This window comes from Nonlabens ulvanivorans, from assembly GCF_000732625.1.
Taxonomy (GTDB): Bacteria; Bacteroidota; Bacteroidia; order Flavobacteriales; family Flavobacteriaceae; genus Nonlabens; species Nonlabens ulvanivorans.
Window position 1 is genome coordinate 525,024 of sequence record NZ_JPJI01000026.1, and the last position, 25,958, is coordinate 550,981.

The following is a 25,958-nucleotide window of genomic DNA, read 5'->3' on the forward strand; positions in this document are numbered from 1 at the left end:
AACACCTTTTGCTTCTAGTAGATATTCTGTATTCTTTCTTTCTAGGGTTATTTTCATGCTTTCTAGCTATAATTTTAATTAAAAAAACTTATTTAACTCTAACTTTAGGTCGGTAATAAGATATCGTTTCAGAATTTCCCCAATTGATTTTTAATTCTTTATAAGTTTGAAATAGGAGTTTGCCAGAATAAACTTTCGAATTTCTGAAATAGAAAATACTATCCATTTTCAAAACATATTTTTGATTCTCATTTTTAGTAAAGTTATTTTCCTTATTTAATCTATAACCATCTTTATAAATAACATAGCTCTTGTCCGATGGATAATTGATAAGCCATTTTCCTTGAACCGCATTTTCATTAAATGTAAACAAAGTATCACCAGGTTTTAATACATAACTTGGTGATTGAACATAGGTGTAATTCCTATGCGCGCATGAAAGAACAACAATCAGTACGAATAAAACTAGAAATCGCTTCATAACTAATAAAACAATATTTCCTTAATCTTAGTTTTTACTTTCTCTGTACTAGGAATCATCGTTTCCTCAAGAACAGAATTTAATGGTATCGCTGGCATATTTTCAGATCCTATGACCATTACCGGAGCGTCGATGTATTTAAAACATTCTTCTTGAATGCGACCTTGTAAAGCACGTGAGAAACTATTATCACTAGGTTCTTCAGTAACGACTAGACATTTACCACATTTTTTCACACTTGTAAAAACCGTCTCATAATCTAGTGGATGCAGCGTTCTTAAATCCACTACTTCTACTCTATCTTGTAATCCTAATTCTTCAGTTGCATTCATTGCCCAGTGCACGCCCATTCCATAAGTAATAATACTCAAGGTTTCTTCTTCTTCTTTTTTCCAGATTTCTTGAAGCACCCATGCTTTTCCAAACGGCAACACATAGTCCTCACTAGGTTCTACACTTGTAGCGCCTTTAGTTCCTTTTACCTTAGACCAGTACAAGCCTTTATGTTCAAAAATCACCACCGGATTAGGATCATAATAAGCAGCTTTCATCAATCCTTTTAAATCGGCACCATTTGATGGATAAGCGATTTTTAAACCTCTTATATTAGAAACTACACTTTCCATAGAACTAGAATGGTAAGGCCCACCAGAACCGTAAGCTCCTATCGGCACTCTCAAGACCATAGAAACCGGCCATTTTCCATTACTTAAGTAATTAGATCGAGAAACCTCTGTAAACAATTGATTTAGTCCAGGCCAGATATAATCTGCAAATTGCACCTCTACGATAGGTTTCAAACCTGCAGCACTCATTCCTACCGTACTACCTACTATAAATGCTTCTTGAATAGGCGTGTTGAAAACTCTATTATCGCCAAATTTTTGCGCCAGTGTCGCCGCTTCCCTAAAAACACCACCTAATCTACCACCTACATCTTGCCCGTATAACAAGCATTCTGGATGTTTTTTCATTAATTCTTCAATGGCAAATAGTGCACAATCTACCATCACGACTTTATCAGCACCTTCTGGAGAGCGCTCTCCTTTTTCTTCTGTTATCGGTGTTGGTGCAAAATCGTGTGTGTATAAATCTGATGACTCAGGATCGGGCATTTTCATTGCTTGCTCTAGAGCTTTTTTAGATTCCGCTTTCGCGAAAGCGTCATAACCATCCACATCTTGCTCACTAAATCCATTATCGAGCAATAACTGTCTCATACGCGGATATGGATCTCGAGTTCTCGCCTCTTCTAAATCATCGCGATAAAACTCCATTCTTACACCACTGGTGTGGTGATTTAATAATGGTACTTTAGCGTGAACCAAAAACGGTCTGCGCTCTGTTCTTATTTTTTCAATCACCTCGTTTAAGGTGTTGTAACTTTCTTCAAAATCAGTCCCGTCGATAGAAATAGCTTCTATACCGTGGAATCCTGCAGCATATTCGGCAGCATTTTGCGCACGAGTCTCTGCAGCATTTGCGCTGATATCCCAACCGTTATCTTGCACTAGATATAAAATAGGCAATTGCTTTAAAGCTGCCATTTGAAAAGCCTCAGCAATTTCTCCTTCTGTGACTGATGCGTCACCTAGAGAACAAACTACAATGGAATCAGAACTTGAACTTGAACTCGAACTTGAATCAATAGCAGCTCTTTGTTCTTCTGTTAAACTCTCGCGATAATGAAAACCTAACGCCACACCAGTAGCAGGAATAGCCTGCATTCCTGTAGCACTAGATTGATGTGGGATTTTAGGCTTATCAATATCATTCAACGATGGATGTGAGTAGTAGGTACGTCCACCAGAGAAAGGATCATCTTTTTTGGCGAGTAACTGCAACATTAAATCATAAGGTTTCATCCCTATAGAAAGTAACATCGCGTCATCACGGTAATATGGAAAAGCATAATCTTGTGGTAACAACTGCATTCCTAGCGCAGTCTGAATCACCTCATGACCACGACTGGTGGCATGCACATACTTAGAAACTGTTTTAAAGTTCTCTTCGTAGAGTTCTGCCATTGCTTTGGCAGTGGTTAGGTTTTTATATCCGAATTCTAAAATTGACTTTTCCAATTTGTTTGTTTTTATGTCAAACCGTTCTAGAACGGCTACGCTTAATAATTAACTGAGTAGATTTTTAATTCGTCTTCGACAAGCTCAGACTGACAGATGAATTTTTTAATAATCCTTTTCAGGAGCAGCTTCCAGATTCAAAGCCACTTGCTTTAAAAAACTACCTCCTAAAAATCCATCTACTACTCTATGGTCAAATGATAATGATAACATCATCATACTTCTTATCTCAATACTGTCCACGCCATCTTTGGTCATGACCTCAGCACGTTTTTTAATGATTCCTGTTGCTAGAATAGCTACCTCTGGTTGATTAATAATAGGTGTTCCCATTAATGAACCAAAAGTTCCCACATTTGATATCGTAAATGTTCCTCCTTTAATATCGTCTCCACCTAATTTATTCTCACGTGCTAGGTTTGCCATGCGGTTCACATCTGCAGCGATTTCTTGTAGAGATTTTTGGTCGGCATTTTTAACCACAGGAACGATTAAATTACCTGATGGTAATGCCGTCGCCATACCTACATTGATATTTTCTTTAACAATGATATTGGAACCATCTACACTAGCGTTGATATTAGGATATTCCTTAATCGCTCTCGCTACCGCATCTACAAAAAGTGGTGTAAACGTTAATCGCTCATCGTATTTTTCCTGAAAAGGTCCTTTGTTTTTATTACGCCAGTTCACTAAATCTGTAAGATCTGCCTCCACATAAGCAGTCACATGTGGACTTGTATGTTTAGAATACACCATATGATCTGCAATCATAGAGCGCATGCGGTCCATTTTTATAATGGTTCCAGTTCCTTTATCCAGTTTTAATTGTGGTATACGATATGCCGTAGGATCTGGTTCATTATTTACTGCTTGTGCAAATTGAAAAGGTCTTCCTTCATTAATATAATTTACCACGTCACTCTTGCGTAATCTACCTTTATGACCAGTTGCTGGTATGCGAGCTAGCTCTTCATAAGATATATGATGCTTGCGCGCCATGCTATCAATTAGCGGACTCACAAAAAGATCCTGATTAACATAAGAGTTAGAAACAGAAGTGGTTTTTGAAGTTGTCTTTACTGGTTTAGGCTGCTCACTTACAAGCACATCTTTTCTTACAGCTTTATTAGAATCAGCAGGTTTTGGAGCGGCTACCGTCTTTACAGACCCATCTGACTCTTCAAATTGTGCAAGCACGCTACCTATTTCTACCACATCACCGTTTGCACATAAATGCTTAAACATAATACCTGCTGCTGGCGCTGGCACTTCATTATCTACCTTATCAGTACCTACTTCAACAAGGATATCACCTTCTTCAAAAGCTTCTCCTTCTTGAACTAGCCAGTTAAGTATTGTTCCTTCTGTTATTGATTCTCCCATTTTTGGGAGCAAAAAATCCATAGTCTTTGCCATGGTATAAAAATACAAAACTAACAGTTGTTAGTTGTAAATTTTATGTTGTAATTCCGCTTTCGCGAAAGCGATAAAAAATCATTTCATTTATGAAATCAACTGAGCTGATAACTAGAAGATAAGAGTACAAACCATTTATGATTTATGTTTCTTCTACAACTGAGTGATTCTATTAAAAAAGGCCAGCAAAATTAAACACAAAAAAAAGTGATAATAACGACTGGGCTATTATCACTTTCAAGGCTCGATTTTCATAATAGTATACTTTATAGTTTTTTATTAATAAAGCATTTTATCTATGAATTGCATAGCTTGCGGAACGTGCTATGTCACTTAATTGAACAAATAATTTTCTTGTTGTTGGGACGAATACTTTCAATAAATTTTTCATAGTACATAGGTTTTAAATGGTTTGTTTTATATACTAATAGGACTTAATCGAAGTAAATAGGTTTAATTAAATACGTGACTGTTTAATACATAGTGTTAAAACCATAAAGGATTAAATCTTTTATATTAAGCTATCATTTAATGATCAGCTCTTTTTGATTTCCTGTAAGGTCTTATAAAAATCTTCTTGAACTGGTCTATTTTCAGGGATTTCACGCAGCGGCTCTACTTCTCTCATAGTTTCATGACAGTCTGCAGGTAATTGTTGGTACAATTTAGTTCCAGCAGTTTTCCAAGCGATCATTTGATCAGAAACCTCTTTGATTTTTTTGGCTGGATTCCCTACAATTAAAGAACGTGGTTCAAAAACAGCTTCGGCTTTTACAAATGCCATAGCTCCTACTATGCATTCGTCTCCTATAGTCGCATCATCCATTATGACACTATTCATACCTATCATGCAGTTGCGACCTAGGTTTGCACCGTGAATAATTGCACCATGACCTACATGAGCACCTTCTCGTAGTGTAATGCTTTTGCCAGGAAACATATGCACGGTACAATTCTCTTGTACATTAACGCCATCTTCTAGAATTATCTCGCCCCAATCGCCTCGTATTACAGCTGAAGGTCCAACGTAACAATTCTTACCTATAATCACATTACCAATTACGGTCGCTTGTGGATGCACAAAACTGGACTCGTGAATTACTGGAATGTGGGATTTGAAAGAGTAGATCATAGAGCTATGAGTTTTGAGCTATGAGCGGTTAGCTCCTAGCGTTCAATTATTTTGATTTTAATTTACTTCTTAGTCCAGAAATCATTTTACCTATTTCAGTAAGCACGGCTCGATTATTTTCAAATTCCTCTTTTGAGATATACTTTCTCAGAAATGCTTTAGTATTCCAAGTAACGCATTCATGACTGCTATCCCAGGCCATTTTTAGGTATCTATTAAAATTAGGATCTGTGCTTCCTGAACCTTCTGATATATTAGCAGCTATTGAATCTGCTGCTCGACAGAATTGTGAGGATAAGCGATACATTTCCTTTTTAGGAAATTTATCTACAAGTTGATTAATAGTCTCGCCAAAATCAACAGCTTTTTGGTAAACCTTTAGATTTTCAAAACTGAAATGATAATTACTTTCAAATTCCATAATTCTAATTTGAATATTTATTGTCATTTTATAAGGATCAACTTATAACTCATAGCTCATAGCTCATAGCTCAAGACTAGCGAAAGCGCTTCAGCGTTTCCTTAGTAAACTCACTCAAAACAAGTCTCCCTGAAATCTTTGCTCTTTCAAAAAGTAATTGATCCCAATCTTCACAACCAGACCAGAACATCTTTTTCATTTCTGCCATAGCATCTGGATTATAAGTACAAAGGTTTTCGGCAAATGCTTTTATTCCTGCATCCATCTCTTCTGTGGATTCATAAACCTCTGCAAAAAGACCGTTATCTTTTGCCCATTGCGGTGTGTAGAATTCGTTTGCGTTGATAGCAATCTGGCTCATTCCTGTCAATCCAAGTTTGCGCTCTACCGCTGGACCTACTACAAATGGCCCGATTCCTATGTTGAGTTCGCTTAATTTAATACTGGCAAATTTAGTCGCAAAGCAATAGTCCGTTGCACTAGCTATACCTACTCCACCACCAACGGTTTTACCTTGTACACGACCTAGTATAAATTTAGGACACTTGCGCATGGCATTAATCACATTTGCAAAACCTGAGAAGAATATCTCTCCTGTTTTTGCATCGTTTACCGCAATTAATTCTTTAAAGCTAGCTCCTGCACAAAAAGTACGTTCTCCACCAGATTTTAAGATGATCACCTTAGTAGCGTCATCGTTACCAGCATCTGTAATAGCTTGCGCAAGTTGTGCTAGAATATCACCTGGTAGCGAGTTGTGCGCTGGATGGAAGAATTCTATGGTTTGTATTTGATTTTCTGTTGTTGTTTTTACGTATGGTGCTGTCATGGTATAATTTTCCGCGCAGGCGGAAATCTTTAAATTATTATCTCAATCTTTATAAATGTCTAAGTTCCAGCCTTGACTTAAATCAAGCCAGTCCTGGTTTCCTTCTTGAATCAATCGCATCTTCCACGCTCGATTCCATTTTTTTAGTTGTTTTTCTCTTTTATGCGCTTCTTCCCAAGTTCCTTTTACTACTTCGTAATAAACTAACCAATCTACATTGTATTTTGACGAGAAAGATGTTTTATATTTCTTAGTCTTATGCTCAAAGGTTCTTCTTTTGATATCATCAGTTGCACCTACATAAAGTATTCTATTATTTTTACTAGACATTATGTAAACATAGTAGGTTTTCACTGTTATGGATTGTACAATTTAATATTCATTACGATGGTACTAAAAGATTTCCGCCTACGCAGATGTTTTGAACAGTTTAACCTATCAGGTTAAACTGTTCAAAATGATGACTCAAATGCTTTCTCTCCAACAAAGTCCACTCATACTTACTCAACGGTCCAAAAACAGCATTCTTAGTAGTTGCTTTTGAATTCTTTTTATAGAAGTCTAGATATTCATTTCTAGCTTCTAGCAGTTGTTGTTTTGCAGTTTCTAAGTCTTCATGCTTTAGGTCTTCTAGTTCGCCATCTTTCATTAAAGGCATTTTGTGATTTTGTGGCATTTTATCATAATTCCACAAAGTCGCTGCTACTTTTTCTAAATATTCCTCTGGTGTGGCAACCTCAAAATCTTGAATCTCTCCACTAGCAATTCTATAGCTCATCTCGAGATGTTCTACCATGTGCTGTGGTGTCATTGTACCCCATTGAGGTTTAGCGTTTGCATCTAATTTTGCTAAAGCAGACTTTATATCACCTTCCGTAATTTCTGGAAATACCGTTTGTTTTTTCTCTACCATAGTAAGAATAGTCGCCACCGCTACAAGTGCTGTTGCTTCTTCATCAGTCTTACCATTTTCATAATCTACTGGCTCTGCATCAAAAACTTCTACATACCATTTTACAATTCCAGATGGATGTTCTCTACCAGCTACGTCTCTTTCTCGTTTTTCTTTACAGGTCAATCGTACATAAATCGTGTCATTATGATATAAAGGCCTCAAGAAACGAATGTCTTCTAGTCCGTAATTTGCACTTACTGGTCCTTTATTAGGATATACAAAAAGTCCTGCAGCTGCACTGATGATAAAGTAACCGTGCGCGGTACGTTTCTTAAAAATACTACCATCTAGACTCGTAATATCTGTATGCGCATAGAAATGATCCCAAGTTAAGTTTGCAAAATTCTGGATATCATTATCAGTCAGTGTTCTTTTATGAGTTTCTAGGCTCATTCCTGGTTTAATATCTTCATAATGGTATGAGAATGGATGATTCTCTGCTTTTTTATAAGCTCCATTAGGCTGATAAATTCCAGTGATTTCAGTTAACGATGTTGGACTTCCTTGAACGGCACAACGCTGCATGTAATGTTTAATACCTCGCAGTCCACCCATTTCCTCGCCACCACCAGCACGTCCTGGTCCGCCATGTACTAACAGTGGTAATGGCGATCCGTGACCTGTGGATTGTGGTGCACTATCTCTATTTAAAGTCAATATTCTACCATGTGACGATGCTGCGTTTATGGTGTACGCTTTCGCGAAAGCGTCATCACTAGTTACTACACTGCTCACCAACGAGCCTTTACCCATGTGAGCCAATTCAATTGCCTCATCTAGATTTTTATATGGCATCAACGTACTCACAGGACCAAAACATTCTATTTCATGAGCTGCGGTATTTTTAAACGGTTGATCTTCTCTCATCAAAATAGGTGACATAAATGCTCCTTTTTGGGCGCGATCTCCTAAAATTTCTACCTCATCTAGGTTACCATAAACCATTTGTGCGGTTTGAGCAATTTTTGAAATTTGTGATTTAGTAGTTTCTCTTTGATCGTTATTAATAAGAGCACCCATGCGAGTTTCTCTCAATAATGGATCTCCTATAACGGTTTTAGAAAGTTGTTTTCCTAATGCGATTTGCACGTCTTCCATCAGGTTTTCTGGGACAAGAATTCTTCTAATCGCTGTACATTTTTGTCCAGCTTTAGAGGTCATCTCTTTACGTACTTCTTTTACAAATATGTCAAATTCTGGAGTTCCAGGAACAGCATCTGGTCCTAAGACAGATGAATTTAATGAATCTGCCTCCATCGTGAATGGAACTGATTCTTCTAATAATCGTGGATGTGCTTTTAATTTTCTACCTGTATGAGCACTACCTGTAAAGGTTACCACGTCTTGCGAGTTTACCGTATCTAAAATACTTGTGGTCAATCCACTTAGGAGCTGTAAAGATCCTTCGGGAAGGATTCCTGAATTGATAATCTCGCGTACTACCGCTTCCGTTAAAAACGCTGTTTGCGGCGCTGGCAATACTACTGCTGGCATACCAGCCATCCAGTTTACAGCACATTTTTCTAACATTCCCCAAACTGGAAAATTAAATGCGTTGATGTGTACGGCGACACCTTTGCGAGGCACTAGAATGTGATGTGCCATAAAACGACCACCACGCGATAAATCGATAGGATCACCTTCTACGGCATAACTCTGATCTGGAAAGAGTTTTCTCAAACTAGCATTTGCAAATAGGTTTCCAAAACCACCTTCTATATCGACCCAACTATCTGCACGTGTAGCACCAGTTTTGTAACTAATGTCATAAAACGCTTTTTTTCTTTTATTGAGATAAAGTGCTAATTTCTTAATCATATTACCACGTTGTTGAAAGGTCATATCCCTCAACACTTTACCATGATCGCGACCATATTGTAACGCACTAGCAATATCTAAACCTTCAGTACTTGTAAGACCTATGATGTCACCAGTAATGGCGTCATACATATTACGTGTAGATTTCTCTTCACCAGCTTGCCACTGGCCATTGATGTAACTTTCTAAGATCATATTCTTTTTAATAGATGGTTGTGATCTCGCTTTCGCGAAAGCATAAATTTAACCTTCAACGAAAATACAAAAAGTGAATGGAAAGACTAACAGTTGTTAGTTATTTTGAATGATGTAATTATCTGATTACTCTTTTATAAATTTAATCATCTTATCTGAGTTAATTGAGCTAACCGAAAGAAAGAAAATACCTTTACCAAGATGTGATATATCTATTCCATTTTGATAAGAAATATTATTTAAAACTTTTTTTCCATTCATATCAAAAATGGAAATAGCAGTGATATCTGAAACTTGGTTACCGGTTAATAAAAGTTTATTATTGACTGGATTTTCAGCCAAAGTGATGTCTAAACTTGATGGTATGTTATCAATGGACATTGTTGCATTACCATATAAGGCAAAATCGCCATTAGGTTTTGCTACTCTTAAAGTAACCGTATTTGCAATAGTATTGATTTCGTAATCATAATTAGTATTTGAAGGACCATTCCAAAACATAAAATAGTCAGCACTAAACCCTAAAAGAGCCACACAATCTGGATCAGGCGGCATAGTGATATCTACTTGCGGATTACAACACATTCCTAAGGCTTGAGCCGAAGATAAAAAAGTAAACCTTTCTGTAGTTGTACCAGCAAAAGGATAACTTACAGTACCAGCTATAGCTTCATTTGAACAAACATAAGTATCAAAACTATAATCTGTTCCTGTATCCGTAAATTGAAGAACAACATCTTGTGTTCCTAGATAGACTATACCAGAAGGTAAGGTTATAGTTCCATTCACATTTAACTCTGTTAAAACCCAATCATTTACTGTAAGCGCTGGATTTTGAGCGTTAATTTTTAAAATGCATAACAAACAAACTACTGTGAAAAGCAATACCTTATTCATAACTGTAAGATTCACCCTTAAATGTACATAAGTTTATTGAACATTTTCAATCACCATCGCATAGCCTTGTCCTACTCCTACACACATAGTTATTAAAGCATATTTCTTATTAGTTAATTGAAGTTCTAAAGCAGCACTATAAGCTAATCTAGTTCCTGTAACACCTAGTGGATGACCTATCGCGATAGAACCACCGTTAGGATTGAGGCGCATATCATCGTCTGCAAGTCCCCAAGCTCTAGTGCAAGCCAATGCTTGCGATGCAAATGCCTCATTAAGTTCTATCACGTCCATATCAGCTAGCGTTAGACCTGCTTTTTCTAATGCTTTATTACTCGCTGTAACTGGACCTATTCCCATAATGCGTGGCTCTACTCCAACTACCGCACTACTTACTACTCTTGCTATCGGTTTGAGGTCATACTTTTTTACAGCATCTTCACTAGCAATAATTGTTGCAGCAGCACCATCATTCAAACCGCTGGAATTCCCTGCAGTTACAGATCCACCTTCTTTTTTAAAGGCTGGACGTAGTTTTGCAAGAACTTCTTTTGTAGTAGTTGGTTTGATGAACTCATCATCTTTAAAGATGATTGGATCTTTTTTGCGTTGAGGTATTTCTACAGCAACAATTTCCTTAGCAAGTCTTCCTGATTGTTGAGCTGCTGTGGCTTTTTGCTGTGACCATGCTGCAAAGGCATCTTGATCTTCTCGAGAGATCGTAAATTTCTCTACTAGATTCTCAGCCGTATTTCCCATACCATCTACACCATACATTTCGGCCATTTTATGGTTGACAAAACGCCATCCAAAACTAGAATCATACATCTTTGAATCAGTACCAAAAGCGCTGCTAGGTTTTGCAATTACCAGTGGTCCACGAGTCATGTTCTCTACTCCACCAGAAATAAAAACATCTCCATCACCAGTTTGTATAGCTCTATGCGCATGCACAATAGCACTCAATCCAGAACTACACAATCTGTTTACTGTTTCTCCAGGAACTGTAACTGGTAACCCAGCCAATAATCCTGCCATGCGAGCGACATTACGATTATCTTCTCCAGCTTGGTTGGCACAACCCATGATCACGTCTGCATAAGCATCTGTTGGGATATTAGGGTTTCTATCTACTACGGTTTTTATTACATGCGCTGCAAGATCATCCGGTCTTATGGTAGATAATGTCCCTTTGTAATTTCCTATGGGTGTACGAACACCGTCGATTATATATGTGTTTTTCATTTGTTTTTTGAACTAAAATGTTATCGTATTATCATTTTCTCTAATTGCAGATGGAAAATATTCTGCAGGAATATGAAATTGGTCTGTATTTTGTAAAATTATCGGTTCTTTTTTTTCTTTATAAATATTTCTAGTTGCTTCTATATCTAAATCAAAAACAGATAATAACTCTTTACTTGCATTTGGATCTTGGTAAACTATTTTTTCAAATTTATTATTATTACCTATTAATAATTGTGCATCAATCTCTCTATTGAAGGTTGGGAAAGAATATCCAATAATGATAAGAATATCCGTTTCTTGAAAAATTCTTTTAGCGTCTTTCAATTTAGATAAATTATTATCCCAAGCATAATTAATCAAACTAGCACTTTTACCAAAATTGGATGGCTTATATAATTGTGCAATACGTTTAATTATAGTTTTGATTTCTAATTCATCATCGTCTTGAAAAATTCTTTCTAATTTTTTATTATTATTAATCCAAAAATTTGAGATTCCGTTTAAGTGAAGAATCTTATTATTCGAATAAACATTTTCACTAGTTGGCAAAAATTTAATTTGATCATTTAATTCTGTTAGGTTCAATTTATTCTTAAAAAACAAAGAAAAAGCACTCTCTAATTGATGATCGTAGTTCCAACTAACAAAATTCACATTAGAATCGAGAGTAGGAAAAGAGTTTTGAGTTTTCAATAAGTAATTTGAAACTAAACTCTTATATCTAATATCAATATCAGAATACTTTATCCTTGAGCTTTCATCTTGTTTTAAAATATGACTTTTGTAAAAATAGCCTTGCCATATGGTGAAGAAAATACTCACCAAAAACTTCATTTTTTTCAGCTCTTGATGTTCATTATTAAGCTCTAATTTTTTAGCGTAAGTATCTATAGTTCCATACTCATCGCTTTTAAGTGCTAATTCATATAAATCATCAGAAAACAAGTTTACAGCGGTTGCATAATCTTTTAGCCACCAATCAGCCTCTTTAAAATTTCTATTTCTCGAGTTAGGCTTCCTAACTTCTGTTTTTAAGAACACTACAACTGACCTCATAGACTCGGACAAAGAATTCAAAATAGGAACAGCATTATAACTTGCTCCTGCTCCAAATAAATAAGTAATCTTTTTAGCCTTTTTCATTATGTCCAATCCTTATTAGTCCTATAAACCACTCCTTTAAAAAGCGCCACCAAATCATCGCCTTTTTTAACCTCAACGATGTTGAAACCTACTTTGGTTTTGGTTTTGTCTAGCGTACATTCCGCAGTGATGTAGTCGCCTTCTTCTAGTGCTTCTATGTGGTTGATGCTGGTCTCTATAGAAACGGCAAATTTACCATGCGTGTTTGATGAAAAACCAAAAGCAGTATCTGCCAGCGAGTATGTAATCCCACCATGTGCTTTTCCCATACTATTGAGCATTTCTGGTCTTATAGTCATTCCCAACTTCACACAACCTATTTCAACCGACAGGATTTCAATTCCTAACCAAGTTGAGTAAGGATCAAGTGAAAGCATTTTTGCTGGAATCTTTTTTCCTTCCATAGTTATAATTCTGTCAATTTAAGTGTCGTATTATAGTTTCTCATGGTAGATGTCATACCAAGCTTCTTTTCAAACCAAGCGTTAGTCATTTTAGTCTTGCCAAAACCTACTCCACAATAGAAATAAATAACGTCATCTATTATTTTAAAAGTTTCCATATCATTTGAAAATTCTTCAGTAGTGTTTACTTTCTCTTGAACAGGACTTTCATTTAAAAAGCCGAAACTCATAAATTTTGAATTCTCTATAGTTCTCGTTTTGAAAGGGCTTGCTTTTAAGGTTTTAGAAATCTCTTCTTGTTCCTTTACCATAACAGGAACAGCTAAATCAAATTCTGATTTCAGTAATTCGCTGATAATATCAGCACATTGCGCCGATTTTAAATCACTACTAAAAAGGATATTTCCAGACTGGATGTAAGTAGTCACTCCATAAAAAGGAGTCTTTTCTAAAGCATTTCTTAACAAAGCCATAGGCAGCTTGTTTTTACCGCCTACGTTAACACCTCGCAATAGTGCTACATATCTCATTACAGTGAGAATTTAGTTCCAACAGCATTCATTTTACGTAATATTGGTGAGCATCTATATCGATCTTCTCTATATAAATCATACATCTCGTCCAGTCCGTTTACACACCATTCTATTCCTTTTTCATTTGCCCAAGCGAGCAATCCTTTTGGATAGTTCACACCTTTGGTCATCGCGCTATCTATTCCTTGAGCCGTTGCAATGTTTAAAAACAAGGCATCTGCCGCCTCATTGATAAGCATTATGAGTACTCGATCTTGAATTTCTTTTATGAGTTCAGGAGATTTTACTGGGTCCGCTTTCGCGAAAGCGTGCTCACTATCCACATTTACATAATCATAAAAACCACGTCCAGATTTGCGCCCTAGCCAGCCGGCTTCCATCAATCGTTTCTGAGTTAACGACGGCTTGTAACGTGGATCAAAGTAGAAAGCTGCAAAAACAGTTTCTGTCACCACATAATTCACATCGTGACCTATATAATCCATCAATTCAAAAGGTCCCATTTTAAAACCAAGTCCTTTCAAGGCATAATCTATAGTGGCAAAACTCGCCATTCCTTCTTCATAAATACGCAAGGATTCACTGTAAAATGGACGCGCCACACGATTGACTATAAAGCCAGGAGTATCTTTTGCTACGGCAACTACTTTTTTCCAATTCTCGATAGTAGCCACACAAGTATCTGTAACGTTTTGAGCAGTTTGTACGGCAGGAATTACCTCAACGAGTTTCATTAATGGCGCTGGATTAAAGAAGTGAATTCCTATACAACGCTCAGGTTTATCGAGTGAAGCTGCAATACTAGCGATACTCAAACTAGAAGTGTTAGAAGCTATTATACAGCTGTCAGACACGTGAGATTCCAATTCTTGAAATACCTTTTTCTTAATATCTAGGTTTTCAATAATCGCCTCAATGGTAAGATCAGAGTCGGCTAGATCCTTTACCGTATTGACATAAGAGATATTAGATTGAATGCGAGTTTTCTCAGCAGCATCTATTCTACCTTTCTCAATAAGTCGGTTCATTATCTTTTCAAGAGCTGCTTGCGCTTTATCCAGTTGCGCCTGATTTACATCAAACAATTTCACTTGACAGCCAGCTGTGGCAGCTACTTGAGCAATACCACTTCCCATTGTTCCTGCTCCTATGACTCCTACTTTATTTATATCCATAGATTTAATAATTCACCTTTAATTTTTCGCTATTATTAGTTTCTTTTGCTCACCAAATATAATAAGTTAGTTAGTGAAGTTATCTAATAAACTCATAAGTCTTGACCGGACACAGAATATAAACACGTTGATTATTTGCCCTTACAAATAAATTGTTTTGAACTTTTGGGCAATAGGACCTAGATTTGTTTATAAGCTCAAGGCATTAAGTTACTTTTATAACTTGCCAACTAAAAAACATTGAACTATGCTTTCTTCTTTTTATGATACTAAAAATTTAAAAGGTGATCTCACTGGTGGTCTAGTCGCTGGTGTTGTTGCACTACCGCTTGCACTAGCATTTGGTGTTCAATCTGGTTTAGGAGCTATTGCTGGACTATATGGTGCTATCGCAGTTGGGATTTTTGCAGCTATCTTTGGTGGTACTGCAACTCAAGCCAGTGGACCTACTGGACCTATGACGGTAGTATCTGCTGCTTTAGTGGTAAAAGCTATTGAACTTACCGGCAGCGTAGAAGCCGCGATGCCTATAATCATACTTACGTTTTTAACTGGTGGGATTATTCAAATGCTTTTTGGCTTTATCAACATAGCTGGATACATTAAATACTTCCCTTATCCTGTGGTTTCTGGTTTTATGAGCGGTGTAGGTTTAATCATTATTTTACTTCAAATATTCCCGCTTTTTGGAATGGTATCGCCTAAAAACACATTGAAAGTTCTAGGTGACACGCCGTTATTATTAGAAGGTTTTAATTGGCAAGCACTAGTATTAGGATCGTTAACTGTATTCATTTATTATACATTTCCTAAAATTACAAAAGCAATACCTAGTGCACTTGTGGCGTTGATAGCTGTTTCTGTTGTTGCTTATTTCTTACCGTGGCAAGTGCCTATCATAGGCGATATCCCATCTGGATTACCTTCTTTAAAATTGAATGGAATTTTAGATATTGACTCGAGTGCCTATGCACTTGTGGCCGAATATGCCTTAGTACTAGCTGTTTTAGGGTCTATAGACTCTTTGCTTACATCAGTCATTGCAGATAATATGACCAAAACAAAACATAATAGCAATAGAGAATTAATAGGTCAAGGAATAGGGAACATGGTTGCTGCGATATTTGGTGGTATTCCAGGTGCTGGAGCTACAAAAGGAACAGTAGTAAATATAAATTCTGGTGGAAAAACGCGCTTATCAGGTGTGTTACATGGATTATTTCTTGCAGCAGTTTTGCTAGGTTTAAGTGGTCTTGCAGCGTATATTCCTCTAGCGGTTCTTGCCGGAATCTTGATTCCTATCGGTTTTAAAATTATAGATACAAAAGGATTGAAGCATTTACTTGCGGTACCACGTGCAGATGCCGTAGTATTAATTATCGTACTGTTGATGACCACATTTGGTAGTCTAATACAAGCGGTAGGTATAGGAGTTATACTGGCATCCTTACTATTTATGAAACGCGCAAGCGATCTAGGAGAAAAAGGACTTGAAGTAGGAACTCTTGCAGGATTTGACGGTGAACAACCTTGGAAAGACGAGCAAGAGTTATATAATACTTTTAAGGATCAAATTTATATAAAGCACCTCTATGGACCGCTGTTCTTCGGTTTCACCTCACACTTTCAAGAAACTATTAAAGCTCTTTCTCCAGAAGTAAAAGCGTTGATAATTCGTCTGGATCGAGTTCCTTACATAGATCAATCTGGTTTGTATGCTTTAGAAAATGCGGTTCTAGATTTAGAAAAACGTGATGTAAGGGTAGTTCTTACTGGTTTACAAGAACAACCTAAAGATAAATTAGAATCGATTGATATCATACCAGATCTGGTAAGTGAATCTGAGACTTTTGAAACTATAGAAGAGGCCTTTGAATACTTAAAAAATCATTTTAAATTATAAAAACGGTTTTATTTTCCCTTAAAAACAGGCTTACGTTTCTCCATAAAACTAGCCACACCTTCAGCATAATCTTCTGTAGATGCGCTTTCAATTTGTAGTTTAGACTCAAGCGTTAGCTGCTCTTCTACCGTATTGTAAAACGATTGATTCAGTGCTTTTTTAGTATTGGCTAACGCTACTGTAGGTAATGCGGCTAACTTTTGTGCTGTTTTTTGAGCGGTAGCTAGAAAATCTGCGTCAGGAACAGCTTTATAGATCATTCCCATCTGGTCAGCTTCTGGTGCTGTAATTTTATCGCCAAGCATCATGGCAGCACTTGCCTTTCCAAAACCTATTAATCTAGGTAAAAAGAAAGTACCTGCGCTATCAGGTATTAAACCGATTTTAGAAAATGCTTGTATAAAAGCAGCACTTTCTGTGGCGATTACTACATCGCAACATAGAGCGATATTTGCTCCTGCACCAGCGGCTACTCCATTTACAGCCGCAACTACTGGTTTTTCAAGGTTTCTAATTTTGAGTACAATTGGATTATAATGATCGTCTAGAATCGCTTTAAAACCTGGGTTCAATTCTGGATCAGTAATTTCTTGAATATCCTGACCAGCACAGAAGGCTTTTCCTTCTCCTACAATCATCACCGCTCTCACCTCATCATTTGAAGCACATTGATCCAGTGCTTCTTGCATAGCAAATGCCATCTCGCGATTAAAAGAATTGAATACTTGTGGTCTATTTAAAGTTATGGTTGCAACACCGTTGTCGACTTGTAAGAGTATCGTTGACATATAAAAATCTGTTTTTTTGTAAAGGTATTGGGTTTTCCGCTTTCGCGAAAGCGGAAAGAACACATCTCTGAAGATTCTAAAAAAATATATTAAATTTCTTACTTTTATAAAAATTGAGTTATCATGAAATATATCTTAGTACTAATAGTGTTTTTTATATCACTACTAATGAATGCGCAGGCGGAATTAGATTTTGACATGGATGTAACTAACGGTCCTATTGGTGGTTATGCAGATGTGACCTATACTATTACTAATCTTTCACCTAATGACACCTATTCAAATGTCACAATAAATCATCCCGATGCTTTAATCCCAAATATAGTTTTAAACCCTTCTACTATAGGACCTGGTATACAAGTAACCGCTACGGGACAAATACCTCTTTCTGGAGATTCTTACTCGGTAGGACTTTTAATCACACAAGCAACAGCTACAGGAATAATGAACGGTTCTATGATTACAGAACTTTCTGATGGAATAGATTCTATAGGAAATCGAATCGATGATGGTCAATCTGTATATTTCCGCCATGAATCTTCAAGCTATGGAGTTATTTATTTAGATACTAATGGAAACTCGATGTATGATGATGGTATAGACACAACAATTCCTGGAGCAGTGATCAACCTCTATGATGACCAAGGAAATACAGATAGTTTAGTGACTAATGAAACAGGTTGGTGGTATTTTGACAATAGTTTTATAAATACAACTTTACCCGATTATTATGCTGCTATTATAGACGTTAACTCTTTTCCTAGTCCTACAAATTCGTACCATCTAGTAGATGGCCCAGCATCTCCATTTACACCTAATGGATGGTTTGCATCCAATATTAGAATGAGTCATGGCTATGTGGATGATAATTTTGGAACTATTGAGGCGAGTAGTTTTTTAGATACTAATGGCAATGGTTCTCGAGATAATGGCGAAGTCAATATACCTTACACAAGTTTTGAATTTATAAAAGATAATAATCCGGCGACTAGCGAAGTCATTTTTAACGGTTTTGGCAATACGATAAGAAGAACGGATCTAAATCCAGGAGTTCAATTAAATGATATAAATGCAGCTCTCACTGCTCAGCAGGCTTTCTACAGCATTACCACGACTAATTATGACGATATTCAAACCGTTGCCAACCAAATAACCTCAACAGCTTTTGCGGTGACCGAAGTTTCCAGTAGCAACAGAGATACCTCTCTAACGTTAACGCCTATGATATGGCCTAATCCTGGATTTGACAGTACTCTTGAAGTTACCATTAACAATCTACATGCTGGAAATAGCACCGGTACTTTACAATTCAATCATGACCCTATGGCGTCTATAATCGCAGTTTATGACCGCAATGGAATAGATATTCTGGCAAATGGAACGGCGACGGTAACTTCAAGCGGTTTTAGCACTCCATATAATATTATGGCGTTTGGTCAGTACGATTTAGAGGTTGTAATGGCAACTCCTGTCACAGGAGTTCAATTAGGCGATATATTTACTCATAACGCAAGTATTAATCCTACCTCTACTGATAGTGACGCTACTAACAATAATACTTCTGTAGATGTAACTGTTGTCGCATCTTACGACCCAAATGATGTTACTGAAGCAAGAGGTCCTGGTATTCCTATTGATACTTTTTCTACTAACGATTTTTTAGAATATACTATTAGGTTTCAAAACCTAGGAACGGCTAGTGCTCAGTTTGTAAGAGTCTTATCTAGCTTGCACCCAAGTCTAGATGAAAGTACTTTTGAAGTCATCGTTACTAGTCATGCGTATTTATATACTAAAAATGGTCGCCAGCTTGATTTCTTATTTGAAAATATACATTTACCACCAGAAGTTGTAGATGAGCCAGGAAGTAATGGCTTTATTACATACAGGATCAAACCACTTGCGGGCTATGCCGCAGGTGACACAATAAACGCAAGTGCCGAGATCTTTTTTGACTATAATCCAGCGGTTATTACTGAAACTTGGATCACAACTTTTAATGCTCCTGCTTCTTTAAATGATCAAGAAGGTACTATTAGTATTTATCCTAACCCTTTAAAAGGTAATGAACTTTACACCAATTTAGAAGAAGGAACTTATGAGATTTATGAGTTAAAAGGTTCAAAAGTGGTTAATGGAACAATTGAAAATGGAATTATTCAAGCCGAGATCGCTAACGGTTTTTACATCCTAAAAATAACATCTAGCGATGAAGTTTATAATTTTAAAGTTTTAAAGGAGTAATTCAGTATTACTTCAAACACTAGAATTAATTGTTTCAAAATTCGTAATTTTAACCATTATGAAAAAAGTTTTATTATTAGGAATATTTGCGTGTTTATTGTCAAGTACAACTACTTCATGTAGTTGCGATGATGATGGAGAAGGCGGTAAGACTTTTTTATTAACAGAACGAGGAAAATCATTTCTTCCTTATCAAATTAATGATACCGTGAGACTTGCAAATCCTATATTAAATGACACCTTAATACTTACGGTTAATCAAATAGAAGATAATTTAGGAACTGATGAAGATAGTAGTCCATCTCCTATGGTGGGATTTCCAGAATGCTCTGGTGGCAGCAGACCAAATACTATTGAAGAGAGATTTGTAAATTTTCAAAGTTCTACTGGTTGTTCTATAACAAATATTCTTGGACCTACAGATAACGTTAGAATACAAACATTAGCATTCGGTTGTCCATTAAATTTTGAAGCGTCATATTTTCCAGAGGCTTTGGATTCTATAACCTTTAATAATGTTCAATATACTGACGTGATTAAAGTTGTTGGGAATTCATTAGAGAATGAAATTTTCTATGCAAAAAATGTTGGCCTTATCGCCATACTTCGAGGAAACACAGCTTATTATTTAATTCCATAAAACTCCTACTTCAAACATTTAAAATAATCAAACGGTTCTAGACAGTCTTCACACTGGAACATTGCCTTGCATGCTGTAGAACCGAATTGACTTACCAGCTTAGTATTCTGCGAACCACAATTAGTACATTTTACAAGTTTCTTGTCGTTCAACAAAACATCTTTATCGGCAGTTTCTTCTAGTGGTGCTGCGACACCATATTCTTCAAGTGCCTTGCGGCCACGATCGGTAATCCAGTCTGTCGTCCACGGCGGACTCATAATTAACTGAACCGTTGTGCTGTAACCGTGAACAGCAAATGCTCTTTCTAAATCATCTCCTATCACATCCATGGCTGGACAGCCGCTGTAGGTAGGTGTAAGTTTTATGGTAATTTCTTTCCCTTCCACTATAACTTCTCGGATTACTCCAAGATCTACCACATTCAACACAGGTATCTCAGGATCCTTCACGGTTTCAAGAATAGCGACAACAGATTTTGGTAAAGAACCAAATACTTGGTTTGCCATTCTTGAAGAACTTGAATTTGAACTCGAATTTGAACTTGAATTGTTAGTCATTTGAGTTTTTAATTAAGGTTACTACTATTCTAATAAGTTCATCGTTTTCAGACTGTAACGTTTGATATTTTTCTGAAGTTAACAAATTTGCCTTATTTTGAATTCTTAAGTTTCTCAAGCTTTCTCGAAGTTCTTTGAGCGTAATTCGTAATTTATTAACTCGATCTTTTGTAGTTCCTGCACCTAAAGCTTCTCCATAATTTAAAGCTGATGAGCAAGCTGATCGAATCAATTGCTGTGCAAGATATTGAGCCGCATAAGAATGAGGCATTTTTTCATACAGCTTAATAATTTCAGCTGCAAAATTCTCCAATCTATCAGCGAGGTCTTGATAAGCCATATCTTAATAATTCTTTTTTTAAAATTCGAGTTCAAATTCAAATTCAAATTCAAATTCAAGTTCAAGTTCAAGTTCAAATTCGAGTTCAAAGGTTTACCATTTCGAGTCCGGATAGGTTCTTTGCATATACTGCATATCTGCAAGAATATAGCCCATGTGCTCGCTATGTAATCCTTCTTTACCGCCTTTTTGAAAGTATTCTACTTCTGGAATGTCTAGCGTTGCTGTAGACAATAATTCTTCTACTTTTTCATAATAATACTCCTTAAGCTGTAGCATATCTGGAGCCACGCCAGCAGCTATCATCGCATCATCTGCTTTTGTGGAATGAAATAATTCATCTGTAAAAATCCATAAGTCGTTTACTGCTTCTTGAACTCTCGATTTGCTTTCTTCGGTTCCATCACCTAGTCGCTTTAACCAGTCGCCAGAAAATCGCTCGTGATAGCTCGCTTCTTTAATTCCTTTAAAGGCTAGTGCTCTTAGTGTTTCATCGGCACTTTGTTGTAAAGCTCCTAGAAACATTCTATTATATACATCAAAGAAAAATTGACGTACAATTACATATCCAAAGTCGGTGTTAGGTTGCTCTACCAGCAATACATTTTTGTACTCACGCTCTTTTCTCAAAAAAGCAATATCATCTTCAGTCGTTTTATCACCTTTTAATTGTGCGATATATTGATAGAAACTACGCACCTGACCTAGCATATCAAGTGAGATATTAGTAAGTGCAATATCGGGTTCTAAGTTAGGTCCGTGACCACAAAGCTCTCCTAGACGCTGACCAAGAATCAAATAGTTATCTGCCACACCTAAAAGATAGTCGATCAGGTGTTGTTTATTTTCTTTAGACTCTAGGAATTGTGGATTTAATTCCTTAATAGGCACTGCAGAATTTGAAATCACTTTTGTTTTTGAATTTGAAATGGTTTCCATAATGGATATTGTGGTATTAAATTTAAATCTAAACTGAAATTTAAATTTAAAAGGGTTTATCGTTTATTTATAATAGCAACTAGAATTCTAACAATCTGCTCAGCTTCATCTTGAAGTTTTTTCAAATACTTAACATCTCCCAAACCAGCTTTTAGTTGAATTCTCAAATTATTGTTACACTCTTTTATTTCTTTAAGAGCAATTCTTAATTTATTAATTTTATCCTTTTCAGTACCAGCTCCAGCAAACTCACTAAAATTTAGAGATACAGAACCTGAGGATCTTATCAATTGTTCAGCATAATATTTAGAAGCATAGGTCTTTGCTGGTTTATCAAAAACTAAAACCACATCAGCAGCAAAACTGATTAATCTTTCTTCTAAATCATAAGCCTTACTCATTGCCTTTAAATTTAAATTTCAACTTAAGTTTGGATTTAAGAATTAAAACACATGCAAAAAGCAAAGCTTTTTACATGTGTTTTAATTCTTCAGGTAACTCATAAAAAGTAGGATGTCTGTAAACTTTATCTGTTGCCGGTTCAAATAACTCGCCACTTGCTTCTGGACTACTGGCAGTAATGTTTTTAGATTCTACTACCCATATGCTCACACCTTCATTCCTGCGTGTATAAACGTCGCGAGCGTTATTCATTGCCATTTCAGCATCTTCGGCATGCAGGCTACCGCAGTGTCTGTGTTCTAATCCGTTTTTAGATCTTATAAAAACTTCCCAAAGTGGAATTTCTTGACTCATATGATTTTATTTTTAGTTCGTGCGCATTGCATGCGCTACACTCAAAATGGACGCATACAATGCGCCCTTGCTAGCGAGCGAGCTATACCGCTTGCGCAGTCTCTTCTTTTTTAAGTTTCTGTTTTGCTGCATAAGCAGTAGCTGCTTCACGTACCCAAGCGCCATCGTTCCAAGCGTTACGTCTATCATCTAGGCGTTTTTTATTCATAGGTCCGTGGCCTTTTACTACTTGCCAGAATTCGTCCCAATCAATTGCACCAAAATCATAACTTCCCTTTTCATCATTCCATTTTAAATCTGGATCTGGAATAGTAAGTCCTAGAAGTTCTGCTTGTGGTACTGTTTGATCTATAAATTGCTGGCGTAATTCATCATTTGTCTTACGCTTCAACTTCCATTTCATGGATTGCTCTGTATGCGTACTTGCCGCATCTGTAGGACCTAACATCATTAATGACGGCCACCACCAGCGATTCAATGCATCTTGTGCCATTTCTTTTTGCTCTTCACTACCGTTACATAGGGATAACATAATTTCATATCCTTGGCGCTGGTGAAAACTTTCTTCCTTACATACACGCACCATCGCACGAGCATAAGGTCCAAAAGAGGTACTACACAATGGTACTTGATTAATAATCGCAGCACCATCCACTAGCCAGCCTATCGCTCCCATGTCTGCCCAAGTCATCGTAGGGTAGTTGAAAATCGAAGAATACTTTGCTTTACCAGAATGTAAATCTTCATAAAGCTGCTCACGAGTGATACCTAAAGTTTCACAAGCGCTGTATAAATAGAGTCCATGTCCAGCCTCATCCTGCACCTTTGCCAGTAGCGCTACTTTGCGTCGCAATGACGGCGCACGAGTAATCCAGTTCCCTTCTGGTAACATCCCTACTATTTCAGAATGAGCATGCTGGGATATTTGTCTGATGTGCGTCTTGCGATACTTCTCAGGCATCCAGTCCTTAGGCTCAATCTTTTCGTCTCTCGCAATTTTAGCATCAAATTGCGCTTCTAAATTTTTGATTTCTGCTTCACTCATGGTATTATGTTTTTGACGCATCGACTGCGTCTATGATCCTTTGTTGTGGACGCATCGCATGCATTTGTGATGTTCGCATGCGATGCGAACTTACTTTTCTTTCTATATACTTGTTGTGGTTCCGCTTTCGCGAAAGCGATATAACAACATACTTTTTTTATACTCTAGACATCGTAGTCTACAACAAGTTTCTTACTCGTTGGTACACTTACACAACTAAGCACAAATCCCTTTTCTACTTCTTCATCAGTCAGTGCATAGTTCACTTTCATGGCTACGCTACCTTCTACCACTTTACATTTACATGTACTGCACACACCACCTTTACAGGCATATGGCAAATCTGCTCCAGCTCCTATGGCACCATCTAGGACGTTATCATAATCATCACCTAGTACAAAATGAAATTCTTTACTACCGTCTATAATGGTCACATCTACACCATCTACTTTTTTCTCTAACGCTGCAGCGGCACGAGCTTTATCTGCATCGCTTAATCCGCTTACAAAGAGTTCAAAATGAACATTTTCTTTCTTCATTCCTGCAGCGACTAATTCATCTCTTATTAAGAAAATCATCTCTTCTGGACCACAGATAAAAGCATGATCTGTATGTGGTGCATTAATTAACGTCTGTGTGAGCGTTTGTAATTTTTCTTGGTCAAAACGTCCATTAAACAATGGAATATCTCTGTGCTCACGACTTAAGAAGTAAAAGACCTCAAAACGACTCAAATACTTGTTTTTAAGTGCTTCTATCTCTTCCTTAAATATAATTGATTTTACGGTTCTATTGAGGTAGAATAACTTGAATTTTGCATTAGGTTCGCTAGCAAGATGTGTCTTAATGATACTCAACATAGGTGTAATTCCACTACCTGCGGCAAATGCGATATAGTTTTTGGCATCATTCTCTTCTGATACTTCGATTCCAAAATCACCACTAGGTGCTGATACCTGTAACACATCACCAGTCTTTAACTCACGATTTACATAAGTAGAAAATTTACCTTCAAAGATTTCTTTAACCGCAACTTTCCACTCATTATCCAGCGGACTGCTGCATAATGAATAACTGCGTCGCACATCTTCATCATTTATCATAGCGCGCAAGGTCAAAAACTGACCTGGACGATAGTTAAATTCTTCTTTAAGTTCTTGTGGAACGTCAAAGGCGATTACCGTAGTATCGTCTGTCTCTTTATAGACTTGAGATAATGTTATGTTATGAAAGTTGCTCACAGATATTAGGTCGTTAAGTTTACACAAAACTAACACTTGTTAGTTTGGAAAGCAAGCGCCTTTTTAAAGGATGCATTTTATGGTATCGTTAATTAACCTTTAACGCTATTTTCACGACATCAAATCATTACCTCTCGTATATTGCTATATATGCAATACCCTAATATTACAGCTCCAGATTCCATTTTAAAAGAAGCCGAAAAAGCGATCTCTTTTTATCCTGCCTTAAAGGATACTGAAATAGAATTTAAGTTCAATGATATGGTGCGCAAGAATTTCATGCAAGCACAACCTACTTATAAAAGTATTTTTAGAAGTAAAGAAAATCGCGGTTATATCATTTTAATAAGCAAAGAATTTAAAGTAGAAAATGAAATCTTTACTATAAACGAAATACCAAGCGATGTCCTTACAGGATGGTTGGGTCATGAACTAGGCCATGTCATGGATTATCGTTCTCGATCTACTGTAGATATGATTTTCTTTGGGTTAAAATACTTATACTCACATGCACACATTCAAGAAGTAGAACGTGCCGCAGACGACTATGCCGTGCGTCACGGTATGGGTGAATATATTTTAAAGACTAAAGAATTTATTTTAAATCACACGAGTCTGTCTGAGAAATATAAAAAGCACATGCGTAAATTCTACCTATCTCCTGAAGAGATTTTAGAATTGATTAATCGTTATGGGGAAACTGGAGAAAAGCCTAGTCAAGATGAACTAGCGCCTAATTAGTCTTGGATTGGTGAATTGTCAACAGCTTTA

26 protein-coding genes are annotated in these 25,958 nt (G+C 36.7%); 4 read left to right on the forward strand and 22 right to left on the reverse strand.

The features are described from left to right. Positions 1–88: 88 nt before the first annotated feature. From IL45_RS06245 to IL45_RS06310, 14 genes are all read right to left on the reverse strand, one after another. Positions 89–481 carry a hypothetical protein gene (locus IL45_RS06245; RefSeq protein WP_036581594.1) on the reverse strand — a complete coding sequence of 131 codons (393 nt, stop codon included), beginning with the start codon at positions 479–481 and terminating at the stop codon, positions 89–91. A gap of 2 nt (positions 482–483) precedes the next feature. Beyond that, entirely contained in the window at positions 484–2,508 is a 2,025-nt protein-coding gene (locus tag IL45_RS06250; RefSeq protein ID WP_051788692.1) for an alpha-ketoacid dehydrogenase subunit alpha/beta, read from the reverse strand. Between the two features lie 159 nt (positions 2,509–2,667). Beyond that, positions 2,668–3,948, reverse strand: coding sequence for a dihydrolipoamide acetyltransferase family protein (locus tag IL45_RS06255; RefSeq protein WP_235183326.1), 1,281 nt, complete (start codon positions 3,946–3,948; stop codon positions 2,668–2,670). A 568-nt stretch (positions 3,949–4,516) separates the two neighbouring features. Continuing rightward, positions 4,517–5,113 (reverse strand): acyltransferase, encoded by a 597-nt coding sequence (locus tag IL45_RS06260; protein ID WP_036581600.1) that lies wholly within the window; start codon positions 5,111–5,113, stop codon positions 4,517–4,519. Between the two features lie 46 nt (positions 5,114–5,159). After that, positions 5,160–5,534 (reverse strand): four helix bundle protein, encoded by a 375-nt coding sequence (locus IL45_RS06265; protein WP_036582106.1) that lies wholly within the window; start codon positions 5,532–5,534, stop codon positions 5,160–5,162. Positions 5,535–5,610: 76 nt separating this feature from the next. Then, complete coding sequence (locus IL45_RS06270; protein ID WP_036581603.1) at positions 5,611–6,363, reverse strand: enoyl-CoA hydratase/isomerase family protein; 753 nt, start codon at positions 6,361–6,363, stop codon at positions 5,611–5,613. A 42-nt stretch (positions 6,364–6,405) separates the two neighbouring features. Then, on the reverse strand, positions 6,406–6,717 hold the full coding sequence (locus IL45_RS06275; RefSeq protein WP_262496350.1) for a GIY-YIG nuclease family protein: 312 nt from the start codon (positions 6,715–6,717) through the stop codon (positions 6,406–6,408). Positions 6,718–6,793: 76 nt separating this feature from the next. Next, positions 6,794–9,331, reverse strand: coding sequence for a phenylacetic acid degradation bifunctional protein PaaZ (gene paaZ, locus IL45_RS06280; protein ID WP_036581608.1), 2,538 nt, complete (start codon positions 9,329–9,331; stop codon positions 6,794–6,796). 126 nt (positions 9,332–9,457) lie between these two features. Beyond that, positions 9,458–10,228 (reverse strand): T9SS type A sorting domain-containing protein, encoded by a 771-nt coding sequence (locus tag IL45_RS06285; protein WP_036581609.1) that lies wholly within the window; start codon positions 10,226–10,228, stop codon positions 9,458–9,460. Positions 10,229–10,261: 33 nt separating this feature from the next. Beyond that, positions 10,262–11,473 carry an acetyl-CoA C-acyltransferase gene (locus tag IL45_RS06290; protein ID WP_036581612.1) on the reverse strand — a complete coding sequence of 404 codons (1,212 nt, stop codon included), beginning with the start codon at positions 11,471–11,473 and terminating at the stop codon, positions 10,262–10,264. Positions 11,474–11,485: 12 nt separating this feature from the next. Next, on the reverse strand, positions 11,486–12,619 hold the full coding sequence (locus IL45_RS06295) for a hypothetical protein (RefSeq protein WP_036581614.1): 1,134 nt from the start codon (positions 12,617–12,619) through the stop codon (positions 11,486–11,488). Then, complete coding sequence (locus IL45_RS06300) at positions 12,619–13,023, reverse strand: PaaI family thioesterase (RefSeq protein WP_036581616.1); 405 nt, start codon at positions 13,021–13,023, stop codon at positions 12,619–12,621. Before IL45_RS06300 ends, IL45_RS06295 begins: the two co-directional genes overlap by 1 nt. 2 nt (positions 13,024–13,025) lie before the next feature. Continuing rightward, positions 13,026–13,553: a DUF1697 domain-containing protein gene (locus IL45_RS06305; protein ID WP_036581619.1), complete on the reverse strand. Its 528-nt coding sequence runs from the start codon at positions 13,551–13,553 to the stop codon at positions 13,026–13,028. Further along, the gene (locus IL45_RS06310) at positions 13,553–14,731 is read right to left on the reverse strand and encodes a 3-hydroxyacyl-CoA dehydrogenase NAD-binding domain-containing protein (protein ID WP_036581621.1); all 1,179 of its coding nucleotides are present in this window, start codon (positions 14,729–14,731) and stop codon (positions 13,553–13,555) included. The genes IL45_RS06305 and IL45_RS06310 overlap by 1 nt, the downstream gene beginning before the upstream one ends. A 247-nt stretch (positions 14,732–14,978) precedes the next feature. Between IL45_RS06310 and IL45_RS06315 the strand changes: the two genes are divergently transcribed. Beyond that, positions 14,979–16,634 carry a SulP family inorganic anion transporter gene (locus IL45_RS06315; RefSeq protein WP_036581623.1) on the forward strand — a complete coding sequence of 552 codons (1,656 nt, stop codon included), beginning with the start codon at positions 14,979–14,981 and terminating at the stop codon, positions 16,632–16,634. An 8-nt stretch (positions 16,635–16,642) separates the two neighbouring features. Here the strand turns inward: IL45_RS06315 and IL45_RS06320 are convergent, their stop codons facing one another. Beyond that, the gene (locus tag IL45_RS06320) at positions 16,643–17,422 is read right to left on the reverse strand and encodes an enoyl-CoA hydratase-related protein (RefSeq protein ID WP_036581625.1); all 780 of its coding nucleotides are present in this window, start codon (positions 17,420–17,422) and stop codon (positions 16,643–16,645) included. A gap of 123 nt (positions 17,423–17,545) precedes the next feature. Between IL45_RS06320 and IL45_RS06325 the strand changes: the two genes are divergently transcribed. Both IL45_RS06325 and IL45_RS06330 read left to right on the forward strand, forming a co-directional pair. Continuing rightward, on the forward strand, positions 17,546–19,666 hold the full coding sequence (locus tag IL45_RS06325; RefSeq protein WP_081866551.1) for a T9SS type A sorting domain-containing protein: 2,121 nt from the start codon (positions 17,546–17,548) through the stop codon (positions 19,664–19,666). A 58-nt stretch (positions 19,667–19,724) separates the two neighbouring features. Next, complete coding sequence (locus IL45_RS06330; protein WP_036581631.1) at positions 19,725–20,306, forward strand: hypothetical protein; 582 nt, start codon at positions 19,725–19,727, stop codon at positions 20,304–20,306. A 5-nt stretch (positions 20,307–20,311) separates the two neighbouring features. On the opposite strand, the gene paaD is transcribed toward IL45_RS06330, so the two are convergent. The 7 genes from paaD to paaE all read right to left on the reverse strand — a co-directional run bounded on the left by paaD (position 20,312) and on the right by paaE (position 25,187). Continuing rightward, positions 20,312–20,815 carry a 1,2-phenylacetyl-CoA epoxidase subunit PaaD gene (gene paaD / locus IL45_RS06335; protein ID WP_036581633.1) on the reverse strand — a complete coding sequence of 168 codons (504 nt, stop codon included), beginning with the start codon at positions 20,813–20,815 and terminating at the stop codon, positions 20,312–20,314. Positions 20,816–20,858: 43 nt separating this feature from the next. Further along, the gene (locus IL45_RS06340) at positions 20,859–21,206 is read right to left on the reverse strand and encodes a four helix bundle protein (protein ID WP_036581635.1); all 348 of its coding nucleotides are present in this window, start codon (positions 21,204–21,206) and stop codon (positions 20,859–20,861) included. 93 nt (positions 21,207–21,299) lie between these two features. Further along, entirely contained in the window at positions 21,300–22,145 is an 846-nt protein-coding gene (gene paaC, locus IL45_RS06345) for a 1,2-phenylacetyl-CoA epoxidase subunit PaaC (RefSeq protein ID WP_235183327.1), read from the reverse strand. A gap of 56 nt (positions 22,146–22,201) precedes the next feature. Next, the gene (locus tag IL45_RS06350) at positions 22,202–22,546 is read right to left on the reverse strand and encodes a four helix bundle protein (RefSeq protein WP_036581637.1); all 345 of its coding nucleotides are present in this window, start codon (positions 22,544–22,546) and stop codon (positions 22,202–22,204) included. A 70-nt stretch (positions 22,547–22,616) separates the two neighbouring features. After that, positions 22,617–22,901 (reverse strand): 1,2-phenylacetyl-CoA epoxidase subunit PaaB, encoded by a 285-nt coding sequence (paaB, locus tag IL45_RS06355; protein ID WP_036581638.1) that lies wholly within the window; start codon positions 22,899–22,901, stop codon positions 22,617–22,619. Positions 22,902–22,983: 82 nt separating this feature from the next. Continuing rightward, positions 22,984–23,946 carry a 1,2-phenylacetyl-CoA epoxidase subunit PaaA gene (paaA, locus tag IL45_RS06360; protein WP_036582109.1) on the reverse strand — a complete coding sequence of 321 codons (963 nt, stop codon included), beginning with the start codon at positions 23,944–23,946 and terminating at the stop codon, positions 22,984–22,986. A gap of 164 nt (positions 23,947–24,110) precedes the next feature. Next, the gene (gene paaE, locus IL45_RS06365) at positions 24,111–25,187 is read right to left on the reverse strand and encodes a 1,2-phenylacetyl-CoA epoxidase subunit PaaE (RefSeq protein WP_036581639.1); all 1,077 of its coding nucleotides are present in this window, start codon (positions 25,185–25,187) and stop codon (positions 24,111–24,113) included. 150 nt (positions 25,188–25,337) lie between these two features. On the opposite strand from paaE, the gene IL45_RS06370 reads away from it, so the two are divergent. Beyond that, a complete protein-coding gene (locus tag IL45_RS06370) occupies positions 25,338–25,928 on the forward strand; it encodes a hypothetical protein (protein WP_036581641.1) in 591 nt (196 codons plus the stop codon). Positions 25,929–25,958 lie beyond the last annotated feature (30 nt).